This window comes from Rodentibacter pneumotropicus DSM 21403 (genome assembly GCF_000379905.1).
GTDB classification, from domain to species: Bacteria; Pseudomonadota; Gammaproteobacteria; order Enterobacterales; family Pasteurellaceae; genus Rodentibacter; species Rodentibacter pneumotropicus.
Window position 1 is genome coordinate 46,398 of sequence record NZ_KB904042.1, and the last position, 21,040, is coordinate 67,437.

The 21,040-nt window shown below is 40.0% G+C and carries 21 protein-coding genes and 1 tRNA gene; 13 read left to right on the top strand and 9 right to left on the bottom strand.

Annotated features, from left to right (window positions below):
• Positions 1 to 3: 3 nt before the first annotated feature.
• Entirely contained in the window at positions 4 to 1,491 is a 1,488-nt protein-coding gene (gene tssC, locus A3GE_RS0102935; protein ID WP_018355785.1) for a type VI secretion system contractile sheath large subunit, read from the bottom strand.
• A 10-nt stretch (positions 1,492 to 1,501) separates the two neighbouring features.
• Positions 1,502 to 1,999, bottom strand: a complete 498-nt coding sequence (tssB, locus tag A3GE_RS0102940) for a type VI secretion system contractile sheath small subunit (RefSeq protein ID WP_018355786.1) — start codon at positions 1,997 to 1,999, stop codon at positions 1,502 to 1,504.
• A 284-nt stretch (positions 2,000 to 2,283) separates the two neighbouring features.
• On the opposite strand from tssB, the gene A3GE_RS0102945 reads away from it, so the two are divergent.
• The 7 genes from A3GE_RS0102945 (at position 2,284) to A3GE_RS12325 (ending at position 12,061) form a co-directional block, all read left to right on the top strand.
• Positions 2,284 to 2,553, top strand: a complete 270-nt coding sequence (locus A3GE_RS0102945) for a PAAR domain-containing protein (RefSeq protein WP_018355787.1) — start codon at positions 2,284 to 2,286, stop codon at positions 2,551 to 2,553.
• Between the two features lie 58 nt (positions 2,554 to 2,611).
• Positions 2,612 to 4,687, top strand: a complete 2,076-nt coding sequence (locus A3GE_RS0102950; RefSeq protein ID WP_018355788.1) for a type VI secretion system Vgr family protein — start codon at positions 2,612 to 2,614, stop codon at positions 4,685 to 4,687.
• Between the two features lie 192 nt (positions 4,688 to 4,879).
• Positions 4,880 to 6,331 carry a DUF4123 domain-containing protein gene (locus tag A3GE_RS0102955; RefSeq protein ID WP_018355789.1) on the top strand — a complete coding sequence of 484 codons (1,452 nt, stop codon included), beginning with the start codon at positions 4,880 to 4,882 and terminating at the stop codon, positions 6,329 to 6,331.
• The gene (locus A3GE_RS0102960; protein WP_018355790.1) at positions 6,321 to 9,284 is read left to right on the top strand and encodes a toxin VasX; all 2,964 of its coding nucleotides are present in this window, start codon (positions 6,321 to 6,323) and stop codon (positions 9,282 to 9,284) included. Before A3GE_RS0102955 ends, A3GE_RS0102960 begins: the two co-directional genes overlap by 11 nt.
• A 3-nt stretch (positions 9,285 to 9,287) precedes the next feature.
• Positions 9,288 to 10,469 (top strand): hypothetical protein, encoded by a 1,182-nt coding sequence (locus tag A3GE_RS11695; protein ID WP_018355791.1) that lies wholly within the window; start codon positions 9,288 to 9,290, stop codon positions 10,467 to 10,469.
• Positions 10,470 to 10,570: 101 nt separating this feature from the next.
• Positions 10,571 to 10,918, top strand: a complete 348-nt coding sequence (locus A3GE_RS0102970; RefSeq protein WP_018355792.1) for a hypothetical protein — start codon at positions 10,571 to 10,573, stop codon at positions 10,916 to 10,918.
• Positions 10,919 to 10,921: 3 nt separating this feature from the next.
• Complete coding sequence (locus tag A3GE_RS12325) at positions 10,922 to 12,061, top strand: hypothetical protein (RefSeq protein ID WP_018355793.1); 1,140 nt, start codon at positions 10,922 to 10,924, stop codon at positions 12,059 to 12,061.
• Here A3GE_RS12325 and A3GE_RS12330 read toward each other — a convergent pair.
• Positions 12,058 to 12,219 carry a hypothetical protein gene (locus A3GE_RS12330; protein ID WP_018355794.1) on the bottom strand — a complete coding sequence of 54 codons (162 nt, stop codon included), beginning with the start codon at positions 12,217 to 12,219 and terminating at the stop codon, positions 12,058 to 12,060. The two genes, A3GE_RS12325 and A3GE_RS12330, sit on opposite strands and share 4 nt — an antisense overlap.
• A 19-nt stretch (positions 12,220 to 12,238) precedes the next feature.
• Between A3GE_RS12330 and A3GE_RS12335 the strand changes: the two genes are divergently transcribed.
• From A3GE_RS12335 to A3GE_RS0102995, 3 genes are all read left to right on the top strand, one after another.
• Positions 12,239 to 14,296, top strand: coding sequence for a hypothetical protein (locus tag A3GE_RS12335; RefSeq protein WP_018355795.1), 2,058 nt, complete (start codon positions 12,239 to 12,241; stop codon positions 14,294 to 14,296).
• Positions 14,296 to 15,165, top strand: a complete 870-nt coding sequence (locus A3GE_RS0102990) for a hypothetical protein (protein ID WP_018355796.1) — start codon at positions 14,296 to 14,298, stop codon at positions 15,163 to 15,165. Before A3GE_RS12335 ends, A3GE_RS0102990 begins: the two co-directional genes overlap by 1 nt.
• A gap of 195 nt (positions 15,166 to 15,360) precedes the next feature.
• The gene (locus tag A3GE_RS0102995; protein WP_018355797.1) at positions 15,361 to 16,230 is read left to right on the top strand and encodes a hypothetical protein; all 870 of its coding nucleotides are present in this window, start codon (positions 15,361 to 15,363) and stop codon (positions 16,228 to 16,230) included.
• A 470-nt stretch (positions 16,231 to 16,700) separates the two neighbouring features.
• On the opposite strand, the gene A3GE_RS0103005 is transcribed toward A3GE_RS0102995, so the two are convergent.
• From A3GE_RS0103005 to A3GE_RS0103040, 6 genes are all read right to left on the bottom strand, one after another.
• A tRNA-Lys gene (locus tag A3GE_RS0103005) sits at positions 16,701 to 16,776 on the bottom strand.
• 267 nt (positions 16,777 to 17,043) lie between these two features.
• Positions 17,044 to 18,057, bottom strand: a complete 1,014-nt coding sequence (locus tag A3GE_RS0103015; RefSeq protein ID WP_018355800.1) for a site-specific integrase — start codon at positions 18,055 to 18,057, stop codon at positions 17,044 to 17,046.
• A 30-nt stretch (positions 18,058 to 18,087) separates the two neighbouring features.
• Complete coding sequence (locus A3GE_RS0103020; RefSeq protein WP_018355801.1) at positions 18,088 to 18,669, bottom strand: hypothetical protein; 582 nt, start codon at positions 18,667 to 18,669, stop codon at positions 18,088 to 18,090.
• A gap of 44 nt (positions 18,670 to 18,713) precedes the next feature.
• Positions 18,714 to 18,917, bottom strand: a complete 204-nt coding sequence (gene yidD, locus A3GE_RS0103025; protein WP_018355802.1) for a membrane protein insertion efficiency factor YidD — start codon at positions 18,915 to 18,917, stop codon at positions 18,714 to 18,716.
• Entirely contained in the window at positions 18,917 to 19,159 is a 243-nt protein-coding gene (locus tag A3GE_RS0103030; RefSeq protein WP_018355803.1) for a hypothetical protein, read from the bottom strand. The genes yidD and A3GE_RS0103030 overlap by 1 nt, the downstream gene beginning before the upstream one ends.
• Before the next feature lie 304 nt (positions 19,160 to 19,463).
• A complete protein-coding gene (locus tag A3GE_RS0103040; protein ID WP_033259678.1) occupies positions 19,464 to 20,030 on the bottom strand; it encodes a helix-turn-helix domain-containing protein in 567 nt (188 codons plus the stop codon).
• A gap of 127 nt (positions 20,031 to 20,157) precedes the next feature.
• Between A3GE_RS0103040 and A3GE_RS0103045 the strand changes: the two genes are divergently transcribed.
• The 3 genes from A3GE_RS0103045 to A3GE_RS0103055 are packed head-to-tail and all read left to right on the top strand — an operon-like array spanning position 20,158 to position 21,031.
• Positions 20,158 to 20,370 (top strand): hypothetical protein, encoded by a 213-nt coding sequence (locus A3GE_RS0103045; protein WP_018355806.1) that lies wholly within the window; start codon positions 20,158 to 20,160, stop codon positions 20,368 to 20,370.
• Between the two features lie 57 nt (positions 20,371 to 20,427).
• Complete coding sequence (locus tag A3GE_RS0103050; RefSeq protein WP_018355807.1) at positions 20,428 to 20,631, top strand: hypothetical protein; 204 nt, start codon at positions 20,428 to 20,430, stop codon at positions 20,629 to 20,631.
• A complete protein-coding gene (locus A3GE_RS0103055) occupies positions 20,624 to 21,031 on the top strand; it encodes a hypothetical protein (protein WP_018355808.1) in 408 nt (135 codons plus the stop codon). Before A3GE_RS0103050 ends, A3GE_RS0103055 begins: the two co-directional genes overlap by 8 nt.
• The last annotated feature ends 9 nt before the right edge of the window (positions 21,032 to 21,040 follow it).

Genomic DNA, 21,040 nt, shown 5'->3' on the forward strand with positions numbered 1-21,040 from the left:
TAACTACTTATTACTATCAATATCTAAGCGGCCAACAAGAGAAAGATCAAAACTTGCGCCCATATATTTAAAGTGAGGTCTAACTGATAAAGAAACTTTATACCACCCCGGCTCACCTGCTACACTTGAAACTTCTACTTTTGCAGAACGTAAAGGACGACGGCTACGAACTTCTGCCGGAGGGTTTTCTTGGTCAGAAACATACTGTTTCAACCACACATTAAGTTCCCTTTCAAGATCTTGACGTTCTTTCCAAGAACCAATTTGCTCTCGTTGTAGAACCTTCAAATAGTGTGCTAAACGGTTCACAATAAACATATATGGAAGCTGTGTACCCAATTTATAGTTTGTTTCAGCCGCTTTTCCTTCCTCTGTATTAGGGAATTTTTTCGGTTTCTGCACTGAGTTTGCAGAGAAAAATGCAGCATTATCACTTCCTTTACGCATCGTCAAAGGAATAAAACCTTCATCGGCTAACTCAAACTCTTTACGATCCGTAATTAATACTTCTGTCGGAATCTTAGCTTGAAGTTGGCCAAATGACTCAAATAAGTGCACAGGGAGATCTTCAACTGCACCACCACTTTGTGGACCAATAATATTTGGACACCAACGATATTTTGCGAAACTATCTGTTACTTTTGAAGCCATTAAGAACGCAACATTACTCCATAGGTAGTTACTATGTTTACCGTTAATTCCCTCTTGATAATTAAAGGTTTTTACAGGATTCTCAATCGGATCATAAGGTAATCTAGATAGGAAACGCGGCATAGTTAAGGATAGATATTTAGAATCTTCCGACTCTCTCAAAGCTCTCCATTTAGCATAACGAGGCCCTTCAAAAATATCTTTAACTTCTTTAATTTCAGATAAAGAAGCATAGCTGTCTAAACCAAAGAATTCTGGTCCAGCAGCAGAAATAAATGGAGCATGAGACATAGCGCCAACAGAAGACACATATTTTAACAATTTAATATCTGGAGTAGACGGAGTAAATGTATAGTTACCTACTATAGCAGCAACGGGTTCACCGCCAAATTGTCCATAGTTAGCAGAATAAACATGTTTATATAATCCGCTTTGTGTGATATCTGTCGCATATTCAAAATTGTCAAGCAATTCCTCTTTGCTCACATTTAATAGTTCAATTTTGATATTCTCACGAAAATCAGTACGATCAACAAGTAATTTTAGGCCGCGCCAAGCTGATTCTATTTCTTGGAATTTTTCATTGTGCAGAATTTCATCCACTTGATGACTAATTTTTTCATCTAGGCGGACAATCATTTCATCAATTAAGTTTTTATTTACAACAGTGTCCGCATTATCTGATTTCAACATTTCAGAGATAAATTCAGCAATCCCACGCTGAGCAATACTATAATCCTCATTATCAGGTTTAAAGCGAGTCTGCTCCATTACTTGATCAAGCAAGCTTGTTGCCTGGATGTTCTTATCAGCGTTTGCTGTTTGATTTTTCGCAACCATAAGTCCTACCCTATTCTTTTTCTAAAATGATAGCTAATTCTTTTTCTAATGACTCTCTTGCATCTGGATCTGCAATTAGCTCCTGTAATTTATTTCTAAATGCAGGAATATTTCCCATTGGTCCTTTCAAAGCAAGCAATGCCTCTCTCAATTCTAAAAGCTTATTCAATTGAGGAACCTTCTTCGCAATATTGTCCGGAGAGAAATCAGACATGCTCTCAATCTTAAGATTTACCGCAATATCTTGATTTTCACTATTTTCTTCTAGACGGTTTGGAACAACGACATCAATCGTTAAATTTGATTGTTCCATTACCGCATCAAAATTATGTTTATCAATAGAAATTGTTTCTCTTTCTTCAAGGCTTAGCTCTTCAGTAGAACCTTTAAAATCACCCGTTACAAGAAGTTTCAAGGGTAACTCAACTTCCTCAGTCTGCCCCTCGGTAGCTGGAGTGTATTTAATATTAATTCGCTCTTTTGGTGCGACAGAACCTGTTTTTGACATATAAAATCCTCTTTGATAGTAAACAACATTCCGATTGTTAGAAGCTGTGATACGACACTGTTTGTATAGAAATGGTACGATTATAGAAAATCCCTATAACTAAATCAATGCTAGAAATCAATATAGCACAAACTAAAATGTTCATTATAAAAATATACACAAATTCAGCTATGCCTTTACTATAAAAATTTAATTTTCCAACAAAAATGAAATTACTTGAGAAAATTTAAGTATTTTAGTTTAGAATGTTCAAAATAAACTTTACAAACAGGAGAAGGTAAGGTATGTCAGCTCGTTACGTGATTGTGATTGGAGACAAAACCACTCACGGAGGAACGGTCCTACAAGGCTCACACTCTATGACAGCAGGAGGTAAAAACATTGCGTTACAAGGTGATCTCGTTGCTTGCCCCAAGTGTAAAGGCAATTTTCCTATTGCCGAAAGTTCATCTAAAATGTCAGCTAATGGTAGAGGGGTAGCATTAGAAGGTATGAAAACCGCTTGTGGCGCTGAACTTATAGCCTCTCAATCTCTTGTTAAAGCTGAGACATAAATTTAAAAACTGAAATTATATAAACCTGGTTAAAACCGTATCTTTATAGGAATATCCCATGGCAGTACAATCAGATTATCGCTACAGTCTCACCGTAAACGAGCATATCCAATTTGATGTCGTTCGTTTCGTGTTAAAAGAACAACTTTCTTCCCTATTCCACCTAGAACTGGATGTTGCAAGCTCTGGTGCCGAACCTGATTTCTTCACCATTATCGACCACAACGCCACACTCACCTTTTGGCAAGGCGAGCAAGCAATTCGCCATGTGAACGGTATCGTAACAAGCTTTAATCAAGGGGAAACCGGCTTTTCCCGTACTCGGTATCGCATGGTAATTGAACCTTCTCTTTGCCGTGCAAATTTACAAAGCGATTTGCGTATCTTCCAACAGCAAGACAGCCAAAAAATTATCGAAACCCTCCTTCAAAAAAATCATACGCCACAAAACCAATTCCATCTGCAAACGCCCTATTGGACCCGAGAATACTGCGTACAATACCGCGAAACCGATTTAAATTTTATTGAACGATTGGCGGCGGAGGAAGGAACTTATTACTATTTTGAGCATACAAAAGAAAACCATATCCTTCATTTCGCCAATAGTACCGCCCTTTCCCTCAAAAAAGGCGACCTGATTTATAACGCCATGCCTGCCGGGGAACGCCCTGAAGCCGCAATATGGCATTGGGCCTACGAAGAAAAACTCAGCTCAACCCTCCAAACCTTACGTGACTACACCTTCACTAATCCCCGCTATAATCAAGAACATCAGGCTATCGTACAAAAGACCAATGAGCTTGGCGAAAATCATCAAGGACAATATGAGCGTTATGACTACCCGGGACGCTATAAGCGGGATGCGCAAGGTAAACCCTTTACCCAATACCGTTTAGACTACGAACGCCGTGAGGCAGAACTCGCCTTTGCCCACAGTGATGATTTACGCGTTCAGCCCGGCTATGTGTTTGGCTTAACCGGTCATTCCCGTGATGCCTTTAATCGTGATTGGCTCATTGTGAGTGTCGAGCATTACGGGTGGCAACCCGGCGTATTGGAAGAAGAAGCCGGGGAAGACGGCAATCGTTATGAAAACCGCATTAAACTCATTCCAAGTACCACCCAATGGCGTCCGACTCCCCAACCCCGACCGGTGGTGGAAGGCTCGCACACAGCCCATGTGGTCGGTCCTGCCGATGAAGAGATTTACTGTGATGAATGGGGACGGGTCAAAGTCCAGTTCCCTTGGGATCGGGAAGGACAAAACAACGAACACAGCTCTTGTTGGATTCGGGTGAGCCAAGGTTGGGCAGGCGCTCAGTTCGGCCATATTGCCATTCCCCGTATCGGGCATGAAGTCATTGTCGATTTCTTAGAAGGCGACCCGGACCAACCGGTGATTATCGGTCGAACCTATCACAGTACGACCGAACCGCCTTATGCCTTACCCGAACATAAAACCCGGATGACCATTAAATCCAAAACCCATAAAGGCAATGGCTTTAATGAACTGCGTTTTGAAGACGAAAACGGTCAAGAAGAAGTGTTTATTCATGCCGAACGGGACCAAAATAATGTGGTGAAAAATGATGAGACCACCCAAATCGGTCACGACCGTTCCGAACAAGTCGGACATGATGAAACCATCCATATCGGCAACAACCGCACGGAAACCGTCGGGCAGGATGAATCCTTAACCGTCGGGCGTGACCAAACCAATAAAATCAATCGTAATCGGATGACCAAGATTGAAAAAGATGAGGTGCTCAATATTGGGAACCATCTCGCCATGGATATCTATGCAAACCAAGCGGCAACAACCGGTCGGGACTATAAGCATATTGTTCAACGCAAAGCACAACTTGAAGTGGGGCAATTATTAAAACATCATACCAAACATGCCAAGATGGATGCAGAGACGAAAATGCGTCTTGCCGGTCCCGCTGGAACCATTATTATTGACGGCAAAGGGATTACCCTTAAAGGCAAAGTCACCGTCAAAGGCGATTTAGTCACCACCGGCGGTGCACCGGATAAAATTGAAACCCTTTCTTTTTTAGCCAATAAGGGAGAAGAACTTTGTCAGGTATGTGAAGCCATGAAAAATAAGAAAAAAGAAGCCGAGAAAAACTAAGCTGTTTAGCTGTTTAGCTGTTTAGCTGTTTAGCTGTTTAGCTGTTTAGCTGTTTAGCTGTTTAGCTGTTTAGCTGTTTAATCGTGAGGTTAAAGTGCGGTCAATTGATTGGGTATTTTTTAATTTAAAACAATGCGAAAATCTACCGCACTTTAACCTTCATTTTCATTCAAAACCAAACAAATTATCACCATGCGAATCAACGACCTGATACCTCAAACCTCACCACAAATCCGGCTGACCCATTATCATCTCAGCCCGACACAGCAGCCCCCCCTCACACGCACGGCATTCCTGCTTTGTCTTGCCGACGATACCGAGGATTATTACCAACAAATTCAGACTTACCTTGCCGACAATCAACTTGACGGACAGGCTCAACTCGCCCCGCTCCCCATTCAAACTTGGTTCACCCGACACGGTTTTGATGCCAAACTTTGGCGTGCAGCACAGCAGATTTCAACAAGCACTCCTCTACTCTGTTTATATACGCAAGAGGAAGGCGAACAACACGGACAAAATGTTGAATCCTATCTAAATCAACATTCCGTGCACTTTACCCCCTTTACCGAATTTATTGCGCCTACGGTATTGCCTGATGAAGTGCGGTCAAGTTTCTTTGCGGATTTTGAGGGATTAGGCGAATACCACAACATCCTAAATCAAGCGGCTCATAAGAAAGAAAAAGAGAAGGAAGAAGAAAGAGAAGAAAAGGAAAAACAGCCCCAAAATCCACCGCACTTTTACGCCGTGGTCGATTGTGCCAAAGCCGTCAGCTTTCCTTCCCGCCTTGAATCCGCCGGACGACTTGAAAACCTCTATACCGGCAAAGTCGGGCAAATGCTTGAAGACCAAGCCCCTTATCTCTTAGAGTTTGACCCTTATCAACAAGAAACCGTGGCATTCTTACAACGCCTTTTCCGAAAAAGTGACAGCAAGGTGTTTAGCCACTGGGCAATTAATCCGGTGATTTTTATTAAAAGCCGAAAATCCTTTGATGAGGTTTATCACCATCTACGAAAATGGACACATCTTTACGACCCCAAAGCAGAAAAATGGTACTTCTTCCGATTCTACGACCCGTTGGTCCTGAATCGTTATCTACCACAACTGACCCATTATCCCGCCCAGTTGGCAGCACTGTTTGGCGTGAAAACCGACATAAAAGAAAACGGGCAGGCAGAAAAAGACGACACAACACCGACAAGCCCAACGCAAGAACAAATCATTGAAGCCTTTGGCTTGCGGGTGGAGTACGAGTTTATTTGCTTTAATTTAAACCCGTTACTGGAAAATACACAACCTGCGAAGATTGAGTTAGGCGAAGTAGAGCGGAACGCTTTTGAACGCAGTAAATGGCTCAATACAAAATCGACATTAAAAAATATGGCGTTAGACTATTTTGACGAAGTTGATTTAGATATCATTGATAAGTGGTTAGAAGAGGCTAAATCACGCAACATAGCACAATCCCAACGTGAATATTGGTTTTATTTAGTCGGTCGTTTAATTGCTGAAAATAATGAATTGAATTATTTCACCTTGCTTGAAGAGCTCTGGCAAAAAACACAGTTTTCAACGACAAACTTACTTGAAACGCTAATGAATAATCTCATTGAGAAAGAAAATAAAGATGAAAAATAGCAAACAGACCAAACAAACTAAACCTAAAATGAAGCTTGATGCGGCCAAAATCAATCAAGCCGCTCAAGAATTGTCAGACGGACACAGCAAATGTGAATTACCGATTATCCCCCTTTATCCTGTACGTTATGGATTAAGTATTGATTATTTAGCAAAAGCCGGTGCGGGAAACATCAAGGCCTTAACTGAGACTGCACCTGCCGGTATCGGGCAATCATCGGAACACTCACTGATGCAACTCCGCCAAGGTTTTGTCTATATCTATGCCCATACCAAACACCGTTTATTTTCTACCGATGATAAAGGAAAATGGCTGGTATTTCGCTATGTGACCAACAATGATGACACCAATAGCGCAAGCGAATTTGAGCAATTGAGCACCGGTCAAAATGCCGGATTAAACGCATGCTTTTTACTTTGCAAATGGGGCGAGCAAGGTGCGAACGGCGACTGGGCTCTTGGTCAAATTGACACAAAAAACTACCCTTGTATTTCTCATATCAAAAGTTTCAATACCGTATTTGTTGATAAAGATGTTGATATTGTCGATATTGCTTATAGTGAGTATATGTGGTCATCAGAAATCATTGAACGCTTTGAAAAAGACGATAAATTAAGACAGATAGTCATGACAACGGTCAATATTAACACGCCGGAAAAACATTCGGCGCCGTTAAAAGACCTCAACATACATGTATTGGAATATCAACCGCCTAAAAACTCAAATGATTTATCCGAGCAAACACAAAGTTGGTACACAAAACTCAACTATGCTGCTATCCCCACCTCTGTAGCCGGTTTACCTGATTATCAAGAAACGGGATTGATGGTGGCGTTGCAGGATGTTGTCGGTGAAATGCATGAGTTACAAAAAGTTATTATTGATCTAACGGAAAAACAAAAAGCCTATTACGCCCGTTATGCCTATCCGATAACTATCGGCAATATTATTGACCCGAAAATTGCTTATGATGTACGGGGAAAAACCTATCCGCTTAAAACAAAACAACGGGTCATTGAGCAAAAAGGCGTACAAAGTGCGCTGATTAATGAATTCAACAGCAAAATGACCGCTTTACTGAAAGAGCCCTTTGAGCGTTATGAAAAACCGGCGGGCAAATTGGTGAAGCAAGTGGTTCAACTCGCACAACGTGCATCGTTTAAAGAATTTTTCAATATTTCCAGTGATATTGTTAGTTATACTCCGACTGAAAACAGTATCGACCGTGGTGTTTATGTATTTTATCGTTTACTGGCGGATTTAACCTATGGGTTAGAATGCACCGCTGACGGTGTTGAAGTATTAGAAAATTTGTTTAGTGATAAACCGGCACCTGCCAATAATGCCCCGACCACGATGGGGTGGCTGAAAGAGCACAGTAAAAAAGTAACCGATGCGGTGTACGGGTTGGCAATGAAAATACTTCCTCCCCAGCAACGGCATAATATATTACAAGGCTATTTCCGAGGTATGGAGCATGTGTATCTGAACAGCGGACGCACCGTGGCGAATTTAGCAGCATTAAGAAAAATACAGTTTGATAAGGTGATGGCGATTTATGGTTGGGATGAGAAAAGATTAATCAAAAATGCCGATTATTTCTTTGCCGAAGTGGCGGACAAGCAGATAGACAGGCTGATAAAGGAAGAACGTTCACGACAGTATAATCACCGCCGAGGCAATGGCGGTAAGAAAGCCATTAAAAAAGAACTCCGCCAAATCAAACAAGACTTAATCAATTACCGGCGAATTACCCTCGATGAAATTCGGGATTTGGAAGCCCGCATACAGCTTACCGAACGCTATTATGGATTTAGCGGGGTATTGGCGATTTATGCGGGGATACTGTCATTAAACAATGACTTAACCATACCGAGAAAATTGGCACGGACGGCAGCTGGCAGACTGGCATTAGACCCGGTAATAGTCAAAACCACAGCAATACTGGATATTTCGGTGGGAACGGCGGATATGGCGTATGCCTTGAAATTAATCGGCAAACCGGGGGCGGGAATGGGCGTGTTAAGAAATATTGCCGGCGCTTCAACTCGCTCAATATTGGTTGGTCTGCGGGCACTGGCTTATACAGGCGCTGCGGTGGTTGGCGGAGTGCTGACTATGGTGATTGCTTGGGGTGGGTTACAAGAGGCTATTGTGAATGAAGATAAAGTATCAATAGTAGCGAACGGTGCGATCATACTTTCCGGTGCAATGATCTTGGTAGGTATGATTCCCGTTTTCTCTTCTTTTGGTCCTGTTGGTTGGATTATTTTGTTGGTAGCTACGGCTTCAATATTCCTTTGGGGTTCCACACCATTAGAAACTTGGGTGAAAAAAGGCTTTTGGGGTAAAAAAGATTATTTTTATTGGGGTGAAAAACGCGATGATGTTAATAATCAAATCCAGCGTGCAGCAATTTTAGCTAACGAGGAAATAGCAGATATAACCAAGCAACACATCGCAAGGTTGGAACTGCTAGCTACCGGTCAGGTAGATGCCGTTGCAGGTGGCGGACTACCAATGAATAAACAAGTTGAAGATTATATTTTAATCAGTCAAGGTTTTGAAAAAGAACTCTATGAATATGATATTCAATCGGGATTAAAAATCAGCAAAATCAGCCAAGGTTATTACCGTATTAGCTGTGCCGAATTTAGACGCACAGAACCAACCACACATAATCTGGTCATTAACCTGTATCAATGGGGTTCCGCTCAGGCACTCCCGATTAAACGGTTTTATGCAGGCGCTTCCGGCGAAGTCACCTTTTACCTTGCCGAAAACAATATTCATATAGATGAAATTCGTATTATTGCGACATTTACGGATAAGGAAGGCGGCACCTTTGAGGATGTTTATTTGAGTGAAGTGTTTGAAAATAAAACGAAGGAACTTCAACAACAAGCACAGTCTGTGATGGAAAAAGCAATAGAGGAAGGTAATTCGGAGTAAATGATGCAAAATGAATTAACAAAGAAAGAGCAGCGTTTAATGCGCCGTTGGTTTAAAAAAAACGGTGAGAATACTATTGAATTGAAAGAAAAACGTTGGGGATTAATTAAGTTTTTCTTTATACCATTGTTTATTACTTGGATTTATTATGATTTTATTGATCCCCGTTACCAAGCATTTACGATACAAGAGCTAAAATTTGCATTTCAACCTGAAACCCGTTTTCAAAAAGAGTTTTCGCGTATAGAAGATGATAATAATCCTAATTATACAAGGTTTGGGGAAACTAAAAATGAATATATGGCTAGAATGTGGGATCACCATAAAAACGGTGTTTGGGTTGGTTATTTTATTGCAGGTAAATATGCTCTATTTTTAATCTACTGCCTCTGGCCAACCAAACGCAGAGTCCGTTTTGACCGCAAACGAGGCATTATTTACACCTATGTGAATAACAAGTTTTATTTAACGGAAGTCAATAAACTCATGCGCCCGTTTCCTGAATATTTTGCATTTGTAGGCGGAGCATTATTTTTCTGGGTTCATCCGTATCAACAAGCAAAACACTTTGCTAATTTTAGAGGCGGCTCACAAATGATTGTGTCAGACCGCACCATGTGGTTACCGATGATATTTATGATTTTTATGCTCTCCCCAAGAATGTACCAACATAGTAAAGGCGCTGTACTTAAACGGTTTTTAGTGGAGTTTATGAACCCGCATACGCCACCGGAACGCATTGCAAGTATGATGAAAGCACTGGAAACCCGTCCAAGTATTTTTGAATGCCTAGAAAAGATTTTATTTGGTTGGATAGACGGTGGCTTATACTGCCGTAAATTACCGAAAGACGAAGTGTTGGAAAAAGAAATTGAACGTTATTTTACCGAACAAGCCCCTCATATCACGGCACTTCCTGCATTTGAGATGGGTACTTATGAAGAAGGGATGAGATTAAAGTGGAAATTTAAAAATATGAAGATTATCTCGCAGGAGGAAAATATCAAAGCGGGCTATGGTATCGTACCCTGCCCTCAGTTATATGAATATCCGATTCTTTCATTACACTACAACCGATTCGGTATTGCTTGGGGAAATGAAGCAAAGGATGTCGAGCCTTGCGCTAAACCACCCAAACCAAATAAATGGAAAACGCAGAAACTCAAGTACAGGAATAAGAAATAGTTATATTTTATTTAAATTAACGCTTGGTAAAAGTGCGGTTAAAATTTTAGATATTTTTTCAGTATAAATACCAAGAAAAATGACCGCACTTTGTTTTCACAATGAATAGCAAAATCAGCCAAGGTTATTACCGTATTAGCTGTGCCGAATTTAGGCACACAGAACCAACCACACATAATCTGGTCATTAACCTGTATCAATGGGGCTCCCCTCAAGCACACCCGATTAAACGGTTTTATGCAGGAACTCCCAGTGAAGTCACATTTTATCTTGCAGAAAATAATATCTACACAGAAGATATTCGTATTGTTGCGGAGTTTACGGATAAGGAAGGCGACACCTTTGAGGATGTTTATTTGAGTGAAGTGTTTGAAAATAAAACGAAGGAAATCCAACAACAAGCACAATCCGTAATGGAAAAAGCAATAGATGACGGCTATTCGGAGTAAGTAATGCAAAATGAATTAACAAAGAAAGAGCAGCATTTAATGCGTCGTTGGTTTAGAAAAACCGATGAAAATGCTATTGAATTGAAAGAAAAACGTTGGGGATGGATAAAAATTATACTTGGACTAATCCTAATGGGAGGGGGGTATTATGATTTTATTGATGCCCGTTACCAAGAAATGACAAAAACTTATATTTATGCTGCATTTCAACCAACAGTGTGGTTTGAAAAGGAATATTCTAAAGTTGAATCAATCTCCGATCCTAATGTTACTCGTTGGGGTGAACCGAAAGAAATATATAGACTTGAGGCAGATAAAACTCGAAAAGAAGAAAGATGGTGGGGGTATTTTATTGTTGGCAAATATGCTCTATTTTTAATCTACTGCCTATGGCCAGCCAAACGACGAGTCCGTTTTGACCGCAAACGAGGCATTATTTACACCTATGTGAATAACAAATTTTATTTAACGGAAGTCAATAAACTCATGCGCCCGTTTCCCGAATATATTATCAATACGGGTGGAGCGGTGGTCTTTTGGATTCATCCTTATGAGTACCCTCACAAGATTAAAATCCTTCGGCAAGGTTCACAAATGATGGTGTCGGATTACACCATGTGGTTACCTATGCTAGGTATGATATTTACCTTAAATCAAAATCTGTATAAAAGAAGTTCGGCAGCCACATTGAAACGCTTTTTGGTGGATTTTATGAATCCCGATACGCCACCGGAGCGGATTGCAAGTATGATGAAAGCGTTGGAAACCCGCCCGAGTATTTTTGAATACCTAGAAAAGATTTTATTTGGTTGGATAGACGGTGGCTTATACTGCCGTAAATTACCGAAAGATGAAATATTGGAAAAAGAAATTGAAAAATATTTTGCCGAACAAGCACCGAAAATCAAAGCCTTGCCCTCTTGTAGGATGAAAGTCAATATACATGAGAAAGTCACTTGGAAAAGTGGTTATTTGAGCATTGAAAGTGTGGAATTCAACCGAGCGTTGGGGTTTAAACGAGTGCCTTATAAAAATTTATACGAATACCCGAAACGCTCCATGCATTCCGGTGGCTTTATAGGTGGTTGGGGGAACGAGTTGGAAGACAGTAAGTATTCAGAGAAAGATGATTTATTAAGTTAATGAACAAAAGTGCGGTTAAAATTTTGAGTGTTTTTATAAGAGTAAGAAATGCCAAGAAAAATGACCGCACTTTTGTTTTCACAAGGAACAGCAAAATCAGCCAAGGTTATTACCGTATCAGCTGTGCCGAATTTAGACGCACCGAACCGACCATACATAATCTGGTGATTAACCTGTATGAATGGGACTCCCCTCAAGCACACCCGATTAAACGGTTTTATACGGGAGTTTACGGATAAGGAAGGGGATACATTCAAAGATGTTTATTTGAGTGAAGCGAACGATCATATCTTCAGTGGTATCGGTCGTGTTTTTTCAAAAGAAACCAATGACGGTACGGTCGATAATAAAACTTGGCGACAAATGGAGCAATATCTTAAATATCGTCCAACAAAGTATGAAGATATGATGATAAATCTCGCCAAAGCCCACCGAGCCATGGCAGAACAAGCGGATAATTACACTATCATTGCCCAAATGGCAATAATAAACGGTCTCATGTTGGATTATCAAAAACAGCCGAATAAACTCTATCCCCTTACGAACTATATGATGGAACTCATCATTGCGGCTCAAAGCGGAATAAGTACGCGCGCTAAAGGCATGAGTGAACAAGCCGAAATGTTGAGACTTGCCAAGACAAAACTCAATGACAAAACAGGTTTACCGGATAACTTGGAAAAATCACCGAAAAGTTATGGCGACTACATTGGAAATCTTCTCTCCATCGGCGATAAAAGCAATAGCATTGTAAAAGACGGCACCGTACTCATAGAATTTAATCGCATTCGGTTTGATGTGCTACTGGGCGAGATTTCTGCCGGTCAATTACATTTATGGCAACGCACGGCAACAAATTCATTAATGTATCACAGCTATTTAAATGTATTAGGTTTTCGTTTAACCCCGCTACAACCGACCGGCATAAAAACTGCCCTAGAAGAGCTGAAAGCCCAAATGAAAGCCATCGCCTCCGGGCGGGTAACCCACATTGATTTACCGAAAGCAGTGTTACAACGGCGTGATGAACGCATACTTTCGGTATGGATGAATATTGACGCACAAGATCAGTCCAATGCCAGTAAATGGATAAATACGAATACACGTTATGCCGGTATTTTTCTTGCTTCCATCACCGCCATCGCAAACCTTCAAAAATGGACAGAGCTCAAGGATGAAAAGGGCGTAAACGGCTTGGCGGTTGCACAGGTTACCGCAGATTTATCCGCTATCGTGGCAGCCTTTGAACGCAAAAAAAATGACCTTGCCGAACAAGCGACCGAAAAACTCTTTCAAAAACTGAATAAAGCCGCTATGCGCTATGGTTTGCCGTTTCCCGGCGCAACGGCACAGCCCGGCACCCGTATTTGGGATAAGGTCATCTCATTTGATAATGTCGGGCGCATCGCCGGCGTGATGGCGATTATTATTGCTTATAATGATTTCAAACAAGGGGGCGGCAGTGGCGACAAAGCCAAACGGGATGCAGCGGTGCTTTTAGCCACCGGTGAAATTTGCACATTGCTCTCAACCTTCAGTTTTGTCTCCGGCATATTCCCGGCATTAGGGATTGTGGGTGCTGCTTTGGTGATTCTGAGTGTGGTAGTGTCCACTTTTGGGGATAATCCTTATGAGGCTTGGGTAAGAACGGGGTTTTGGGGGAATTCGGAGAGTTATTGGAATTATAAAGAACGTCCCAAACTAAATTCTCTGTTAATGTCAGCAAAATCACTTGCTTTACCAAGTAATGATCCACGTTTTATAGAAGTAAAAAAATTATTTGATAAAGAAATGGAAACCTACTATAACCTCGCGTGGGGTTTAACAGTTTCCGCCCAAAATAATCAATGGCAGGTATTAGAAGTCAGTTGCCCGGCATTTTTAGAGAAAAAAGGCTATGCCGCCCGAATTGAAGTGAGTGTCACCCAATATGGCTACGCACATCCGGGCAGTGCAGATGAAGCCTTGGTATCACTACAAGGCAAAGAAGAACATCTCACCCCGAAACGAACAGAAAATAATGGCACTGCCTTTATTTATCTTTGGGAAGAGAAATGCTTTAGAGGCTATAAATCTATTGAGGTGGTTAATACGCAAAGATACCCAACTAACGATACGGATATTTTTGTCATTAAAGTAAAATACCCAAAACTCGGTGAGAAAACCGACACTTTTTGGCAAAGACGTAACGCCGATTATTTTGAAGGTGAAATTGTACTGGAAGGAAAGTATTAATGAACACGAAAAACTACACCGCGGATATGGTTTCACGCAATGTCAAACCCCTTGGCAATGGGGTGATTGAAATCACCCGTTATAATGTCAGTTATTTTAAAGCGATTTTAGTCTGGCCTTGGTTTATTATTGTGACAGCTATAACCCTACATGATGTTATAAATAAAACTGGAATGTATAGTAGCATTCAATGGGCTATATCCATTGATTGGGCAATTGAAGATACTTGGAAATTAGTTACCGGAGGAATGGAAGTGTCAGGAATAGCTATAACTCAAGAAGAATATTTAAAATTTAAATATGAGATGTTAGAACTCCACCCAAATACGATCTACTACGGCTGGTTCTACATCCTTTTCCCTATTTTCTGGTTTGTACTCCTTTGCCTGCCAAACGGGCGTCCCGTGCGTATTGATGCCAAACGCCGCCTCATTTATTTTTGGTGGTGGGGCAGGTTTTACATTAAACAATATCCTGAAAATTTAAAAAACAACGAACAACGCCTCATTTATTTTCTGCAAACGGATTTTCATTCCTCTTGGCTAAATCGTGAAGGGATGAGTAGCCTTATAATGGATATTCCTTTTGAAAATCCCGAGCGCAATAAAAAAGCCTCCCCGGCGCTCGGTGCTTATCGCCCTGTGTGTGAATATCAAAGTTATTACTTGCGCGACTTTATCGTGGATTATTTAAAAAGCCCCAATCCCGATGAAGAATTCGCGCACTACTTCAAAAAAGAAAAACGTATTTGGCAGGATTACTTCCGCTGGTTCTACCGTTTCCACCTTTTTCCAAACTTAGGCTACAACGAAAAGAAAACCCAAGCCAAAATCCAGGCTTGGCTTGAGAAATATGGAGATGGGCAGTAAAAATACGTTGGATTTTGACCGCACTTTAGCAATAAACCACCTAAAGTGCGGTTATTTTTCGTGTTATTTTTAATAATGAGAAATTATTATGGTGAAAGTAAAATACCCAAAACCCGGTGAAAAAACCGATACGTTTTAGCAAAAACGTAACGCCGATTATTTTGAAGGTGAAATTGTACTGGAAGGAAAATATTAATGAACGCGAAAAACTACACCGCGGATATGGTTTCACGAAATGTCAAACCCCTTGGCAACGGGGTGATTGAAATCACCCGTTATAATGTCAGTTATTTTAAAGCGATTTTAGTCTGGCCTTGGTTTATTATTGTAACGGCAATAACATTAAATGACATCATTACACAAACAGGAATGTTTACAGATATTCAATTAGCTATCTCTGTTGATTGGGCATTAGAGAATGGATGGGTTAGACATATCACGATTCGACAGAAATTTGGGGAAATTATCGCATCTAATGAATACGAATTATATAAGGCAGAAATGTTAGAAATGCACGGTTATAGAATATACTACGGCTGGTTCTACATCCTTTTCCCTATTTTCTGGTTTGTATTACTTTGCCTGCCAAACGGGCGTCCTGTGCGTATTGATGCCAAACGCCGCCTGATTTATTTTTGGTGGTGGGGCAGGTTTTACATTAAACAATACCCTGAAAATTTAAAAAACAACGAACAACACCTCATTTATTTTCTGCAAACGGATTTTCATTCCTCTTGGCTAAATCGTGAAGGGATGAGTAGCCTAATCATAGATATTCCTTTTGAAAATCCCGAGCTCAATAAAAAAGCCTCCCCGGCACTCGGTGCTTATCGCCCTGTGTGTGAATATCAAAGTTATTACTTGCGCGACTTTATCGTGGATTATTTAAAAAGCCCCAACCCCGATGAAGAATTCGCCCACTACTTCAAAAAGGAAAAACGCATTTGGCAGGATTACTTCCGCTGCTTCTACCGTTTCCACCTGTTCCCAAACTTGGGCTACAACGAAAAGAAAACCGAAGCCAAAATTCAGGCTTGGTTTGAGAAATATGGAGATGGGCAGTAAAAATACGTTGGATTTTGACCGCACTTTAGCAATAAACCACCTAAAGTGCGGTTATTTTTCGTGTTATTTTTAATAATGAGAAATTGTCATGGTGAAAGTAAAATATCCAAAACCCGGTGAAAAAACCGATACCTTTTGGCAAAGACGTAACGCCGATTATTTTGAGGGCGAAATTATCTTAGAGGGCAAATACTAATGAACACACCAAACCAAACAAATTATCACCATGCGAATCAACGACCCGATACCTCAAACTTTACAACAAATCCGGGACTCATTATCATATCAGCCCGACACAACAGACCACCCTCACACGCACACGCACACGCACACGCACACGCACACGGCATCAGTAATAATATAAGGTTTCTTGAAAAAGAAGATAAGTCCATAATTCCTCACCTAACGATAAAAGTTAAACGTTAAGGAGTACTAGGCTTTTACAATTGAATTACAGGAAAATAAATACTTGGTGGGTCGTGAAGGATTCGAACCTTCGACCAACGGATTAAAAGTCCGCTGCTCTACCGACTGAGCTAACGACCCTAAGAATAGGATATTAAAGAAGTTTTTTAGCGAATAGTTAGCAGCTATTAGATGGTGCCCGAAGCCAGACTTGAACTGGCACGCCTCGAAAGGCGAGGGATTTTAAATACCATAACTAAACCAATAGAAACAATAACTTACCAATATTTCAAACACCTACAAAAGCAAATAATCGCAAATAAAAGTAAATATCAGACAGAACCGCCAGCCAATCGCCACTAAAAATGAGGGAAAAGAACAAGGGATTTTCTGAAAAACAATCCCTTTTTACTGCGCAGGATTAGAAAGCGGATTGAATTTAACCGCACTTTCTAAATGTGAAGGGGCAAAATGTGCATAACGCATTGTCATTTCAATTGTTGAATGTCCGAGGATTTCTTTCAAAACTAAGATATTCCCCCCGTTCATCATAAAATGGCTTGCGAACGTATGGCGCAAAACGTGGGTGAGTTGTCCTTTCGGCAATTCAATTTCAGCACGAAGCACCGCATTTTCAAAGGATTCATACGCATCCTTAAATAACCGCCCCCGTTTTTTCGGCAGCATATCAAACAATTCTTGACTAATCGGCACAGTGCGATTTTTCTTTGATTTTGTATTAATAAAGGTGATTTTATAAGGCATTACTTGTGATTGTGTCAGCGTTTCCGCCTCGCGCCAACGTGCACCGGTCGCCAAACAAATCCGCACAATCAGCCCTAAATCAGAGTTGCGGGAATTATCGCACTCAAGCAATAAGCGATAAATATCACGCTCATATAAAAACGCCAGTTCGGTGTCTCGTTCCTTAAACAAACGCACCCCATCAAGCGGATTATTGCCTTTCCACTTTTGCAGTGATTTCAACTCATTAAACACTGCGCGCAAATAAGCGTGTTCACGGTTTATCGTGGCTTCTTTTGGTGGCTTGTTTTTGTTTAAAGAAAATTCACCGTCAAGGCGGCGTTTGCGATAATCCGCAAACACTTCCGCATTAAATTCATTCGCGGGCGGGTCGCCTAAGTTGGCACACAAATTTTTAAGTTTGGTTAAACGTGCCTCACCATCTGAAAGCGTTTTACCGTGAACATCAAACCATTCTTGCACGTAAAAACTTAATGCCGGCAAATCGCTTGATTCTAAAACACGAACAGAATCAACCGCACTTTCGCTTTGTTCTTTAGCTTGATTATAAAAACGCAGTGCATCACCTTTGGTTAAAAACCACTTGCGTGATCGCTTGCCGTTTACATAAACTTCCGCAAGCCATTTCCCGTTTTTAGTGTCTTTACGAACAGCCATTTGTACCAACTACGTTGTCTTTTCCTACAACTAAATAGAATAAATTTTTTGTTTCTGGAAAATACTCTTATAATTAGCGTTTATTAGTTCTACTAATTGGTCTATTCCTAATTTATTACCTCTATTCTTTATTAAATCTGTTGTGCCATTGATTACTTCCAATAAATTATTGAAAATAATATCAATTTCTTGTTTATTTTCATTCAATGTATCAAACATATATAAAGTTGATAAACTATGTTCTATATCCCAGTAAATTTTTAATTGGATGATGTTGTATTCTCTTATTTCATCAATAGACTTAAAGTTTCTAGAGGGAAGTAAAACTGCATGAGTATCAAAATCAATGATATTTCTTGCAACTTTACTTTTTAAATCAGGTATTTTCTGTTTTTTCCAAGAACTTACCCCTATAGCAGTAAGAAACATTATTATAAATGTACTTAATGAGCTAACCCAATCCGTAAATTTTACATCTCTAAACACACTAAACGAAAAAATAAACGCCGCACATGCCACCGCAAATGCAATCACAAAAGGATACACAACCAACCATAATAAAAAATCTTTTATAGGTGATTTTGATTCATCATTAAGAAATCTTTTTAACATATCTAACACCATAGTTTTGTGTCTTTACAAACACAAACTGCCATTTATGGTAAATCTTCCCCGCCATTCGGATATTTGCAACGTCCTAAACGATTAAACGCCATTTTCCACCCTTTCCAAAAACCGTATTTTTGCAAAGCAAGAATGGCATAATTAGAACAACTAGGCGTAAAACGGCAAGCACCACGAAGTTTACGTGGTGCCACTCGTTGATAAAGTAAAATTAATTGAATGCTAAGCCAAACCATTAAACAGGCTTTCTAAATGTAATCACGTAATAGTTTACAGGGAAAGATTTTCGCCCAAATAATGCACCTAAACAGCCTGGTTTCTCTTGCACGCCAATTTCATCAACGCGCAGAAACTCCCAATCATTTTCAGCGTATTGATTTACAACATTCTGTAAATAATAGGCTGCCGCATTGTGTTTTTCTTTTTTATTTACTTCAATATTAGGTGGAATTTGAACCATTTTATAAGTGTAAGCCATAATTAACTCCTTAGTGTTTTGAGATATATTCTTTTAATTCTTGAAGATCAGAAAATCGCTTACCGTTAAACTTTATTTTTCCAATCAAGTGATATTCTTTAAATTTTCTGTTTCTTCCGTTAGGTAGTTTTAATGTGAGGACGTAATAAAAACCTACATCATCGTCACCATCTAATTCTAGATTAACAAGTTCGCCATTCTGTTGTTTAGAATTGCCGTTACTTGTTGTGTATTCAATTTCTACATTATTGGAATTTGTGTGCAATATAGTTTTAGGTTTTGATAATTTGAAGAAAAAACACATTTAAATTTTCTCCATCTTCAAAATCACCTTTCCCACCACATCAATATCCGAAAGTTCACATTCAAAACTGAATTTGCCGCCGTCCACGCGGATTTTTCCTGCCGGCAACACAGTGATGTAACGGATAAGGTGGGAATTTTCCACAATGACGAAATAATCGCCATCAACCAAGTTGCCGTAATCGCTAGTCGCAAAATAAGTGTAATGATCTTCCACAACACAAAAAACTTTGTCATAACTTTCACGGCTGTTTAAATTCGGTAAATACGGTAAAAGAAAGGGTTTATTCCCCATAATGAAAGATTTTCCATTTTCTAGCTTAATAGAATGAAAATATTTCAAGTCCATAGAATTATCAAAAATTGGCTCTTCCCCAAAGGCAACATAATCCAATCTTGCACCGGTTTCTTTCACACAACGGATAACTAATTCGGCAGGAAAAAAACCACGCGAAGCCCAAGTACCAAAGGTGCTGTGAGGCATTCCTAAATGTTCGGCAAGAAGTCTTCTATTTGCAAATCCATACGCTTTTACTATTCGGTTTATGACTTCCTTTCCGCCGATCATCTCAAAACTTAACTCATTTGACACAAAATCACCTATTGACAACTCAATGAACACAGATCAATAATATTTGTGTCAAATGACACAATATTAATATATACCATTATTTACAGATAAAGGAGTTTAGACAATGAGCAATCAAAATGCAATTTGTATAAATGTACAGATCCCCGCGCCTTACGTCACCTTAAAGAGATATGCCGAGATTTCAGGGCTTTCGTTAAGTAAGGTGCAAAAGATGAGAGCAGCAGGCGAACTCCCTATCGCAGAGAAAAAAGGGGAAAGGGGATCCGTGCTGGTGAATTTAATCGCCATCATCAAACAAGCGGCGAGACAAGAATAAAAAACCGCACAAAGTGCGGTTAGTTTTAAACAAGATTTTAGTTATAAGGGGAAGACAATGACTGAAAAAATTCTATTAACTGTTGGTGATTTAGAAGCAATGGGTATCGGTAAGCGAACAAAAATTTTTTACTTAACGAAATACGAGGACTTTCCTAAACCACTCAACTATGACAGAACAAAACGCTGGATGAAAAAAGATGTCATTGGTTGGTTAGATAGAAAAAATCCAAACAACACTCAAGGGGAAGAAAATGACTAAATCATCTCAATATTTATTCTTCGCTCAAGAATATTGCGAAAAACATCAATTAAACGACGAGCAAATCAAAGAGCTCGTCATCAAGATGCAATCTTTTTCAGTAAGTGTGAAAGATACTTCTCAACCTGATCCGCAACTTCGGGAGATTTTTGCCCAATGGCGTCAAGCTTGTCAAAGCAAGCACGCTCAAACACCTGCGCCAAATCGCGATTTGAACCAATTACTTCAAGAATTATCGCAAGTGCTTGCTCCTGATAAGAAAGCTGAATATGAATCCGATCAAGCTGTGCTTGAACTGATAAAGGTTTATTTCCAGTCTGATCGCTCACCGTATGAACTCCTTAAATTAAGTAACAGTTTATTCAATTTGGGGCAAGCATACATCAAAAACGGGAAATAAAAAAGCAAG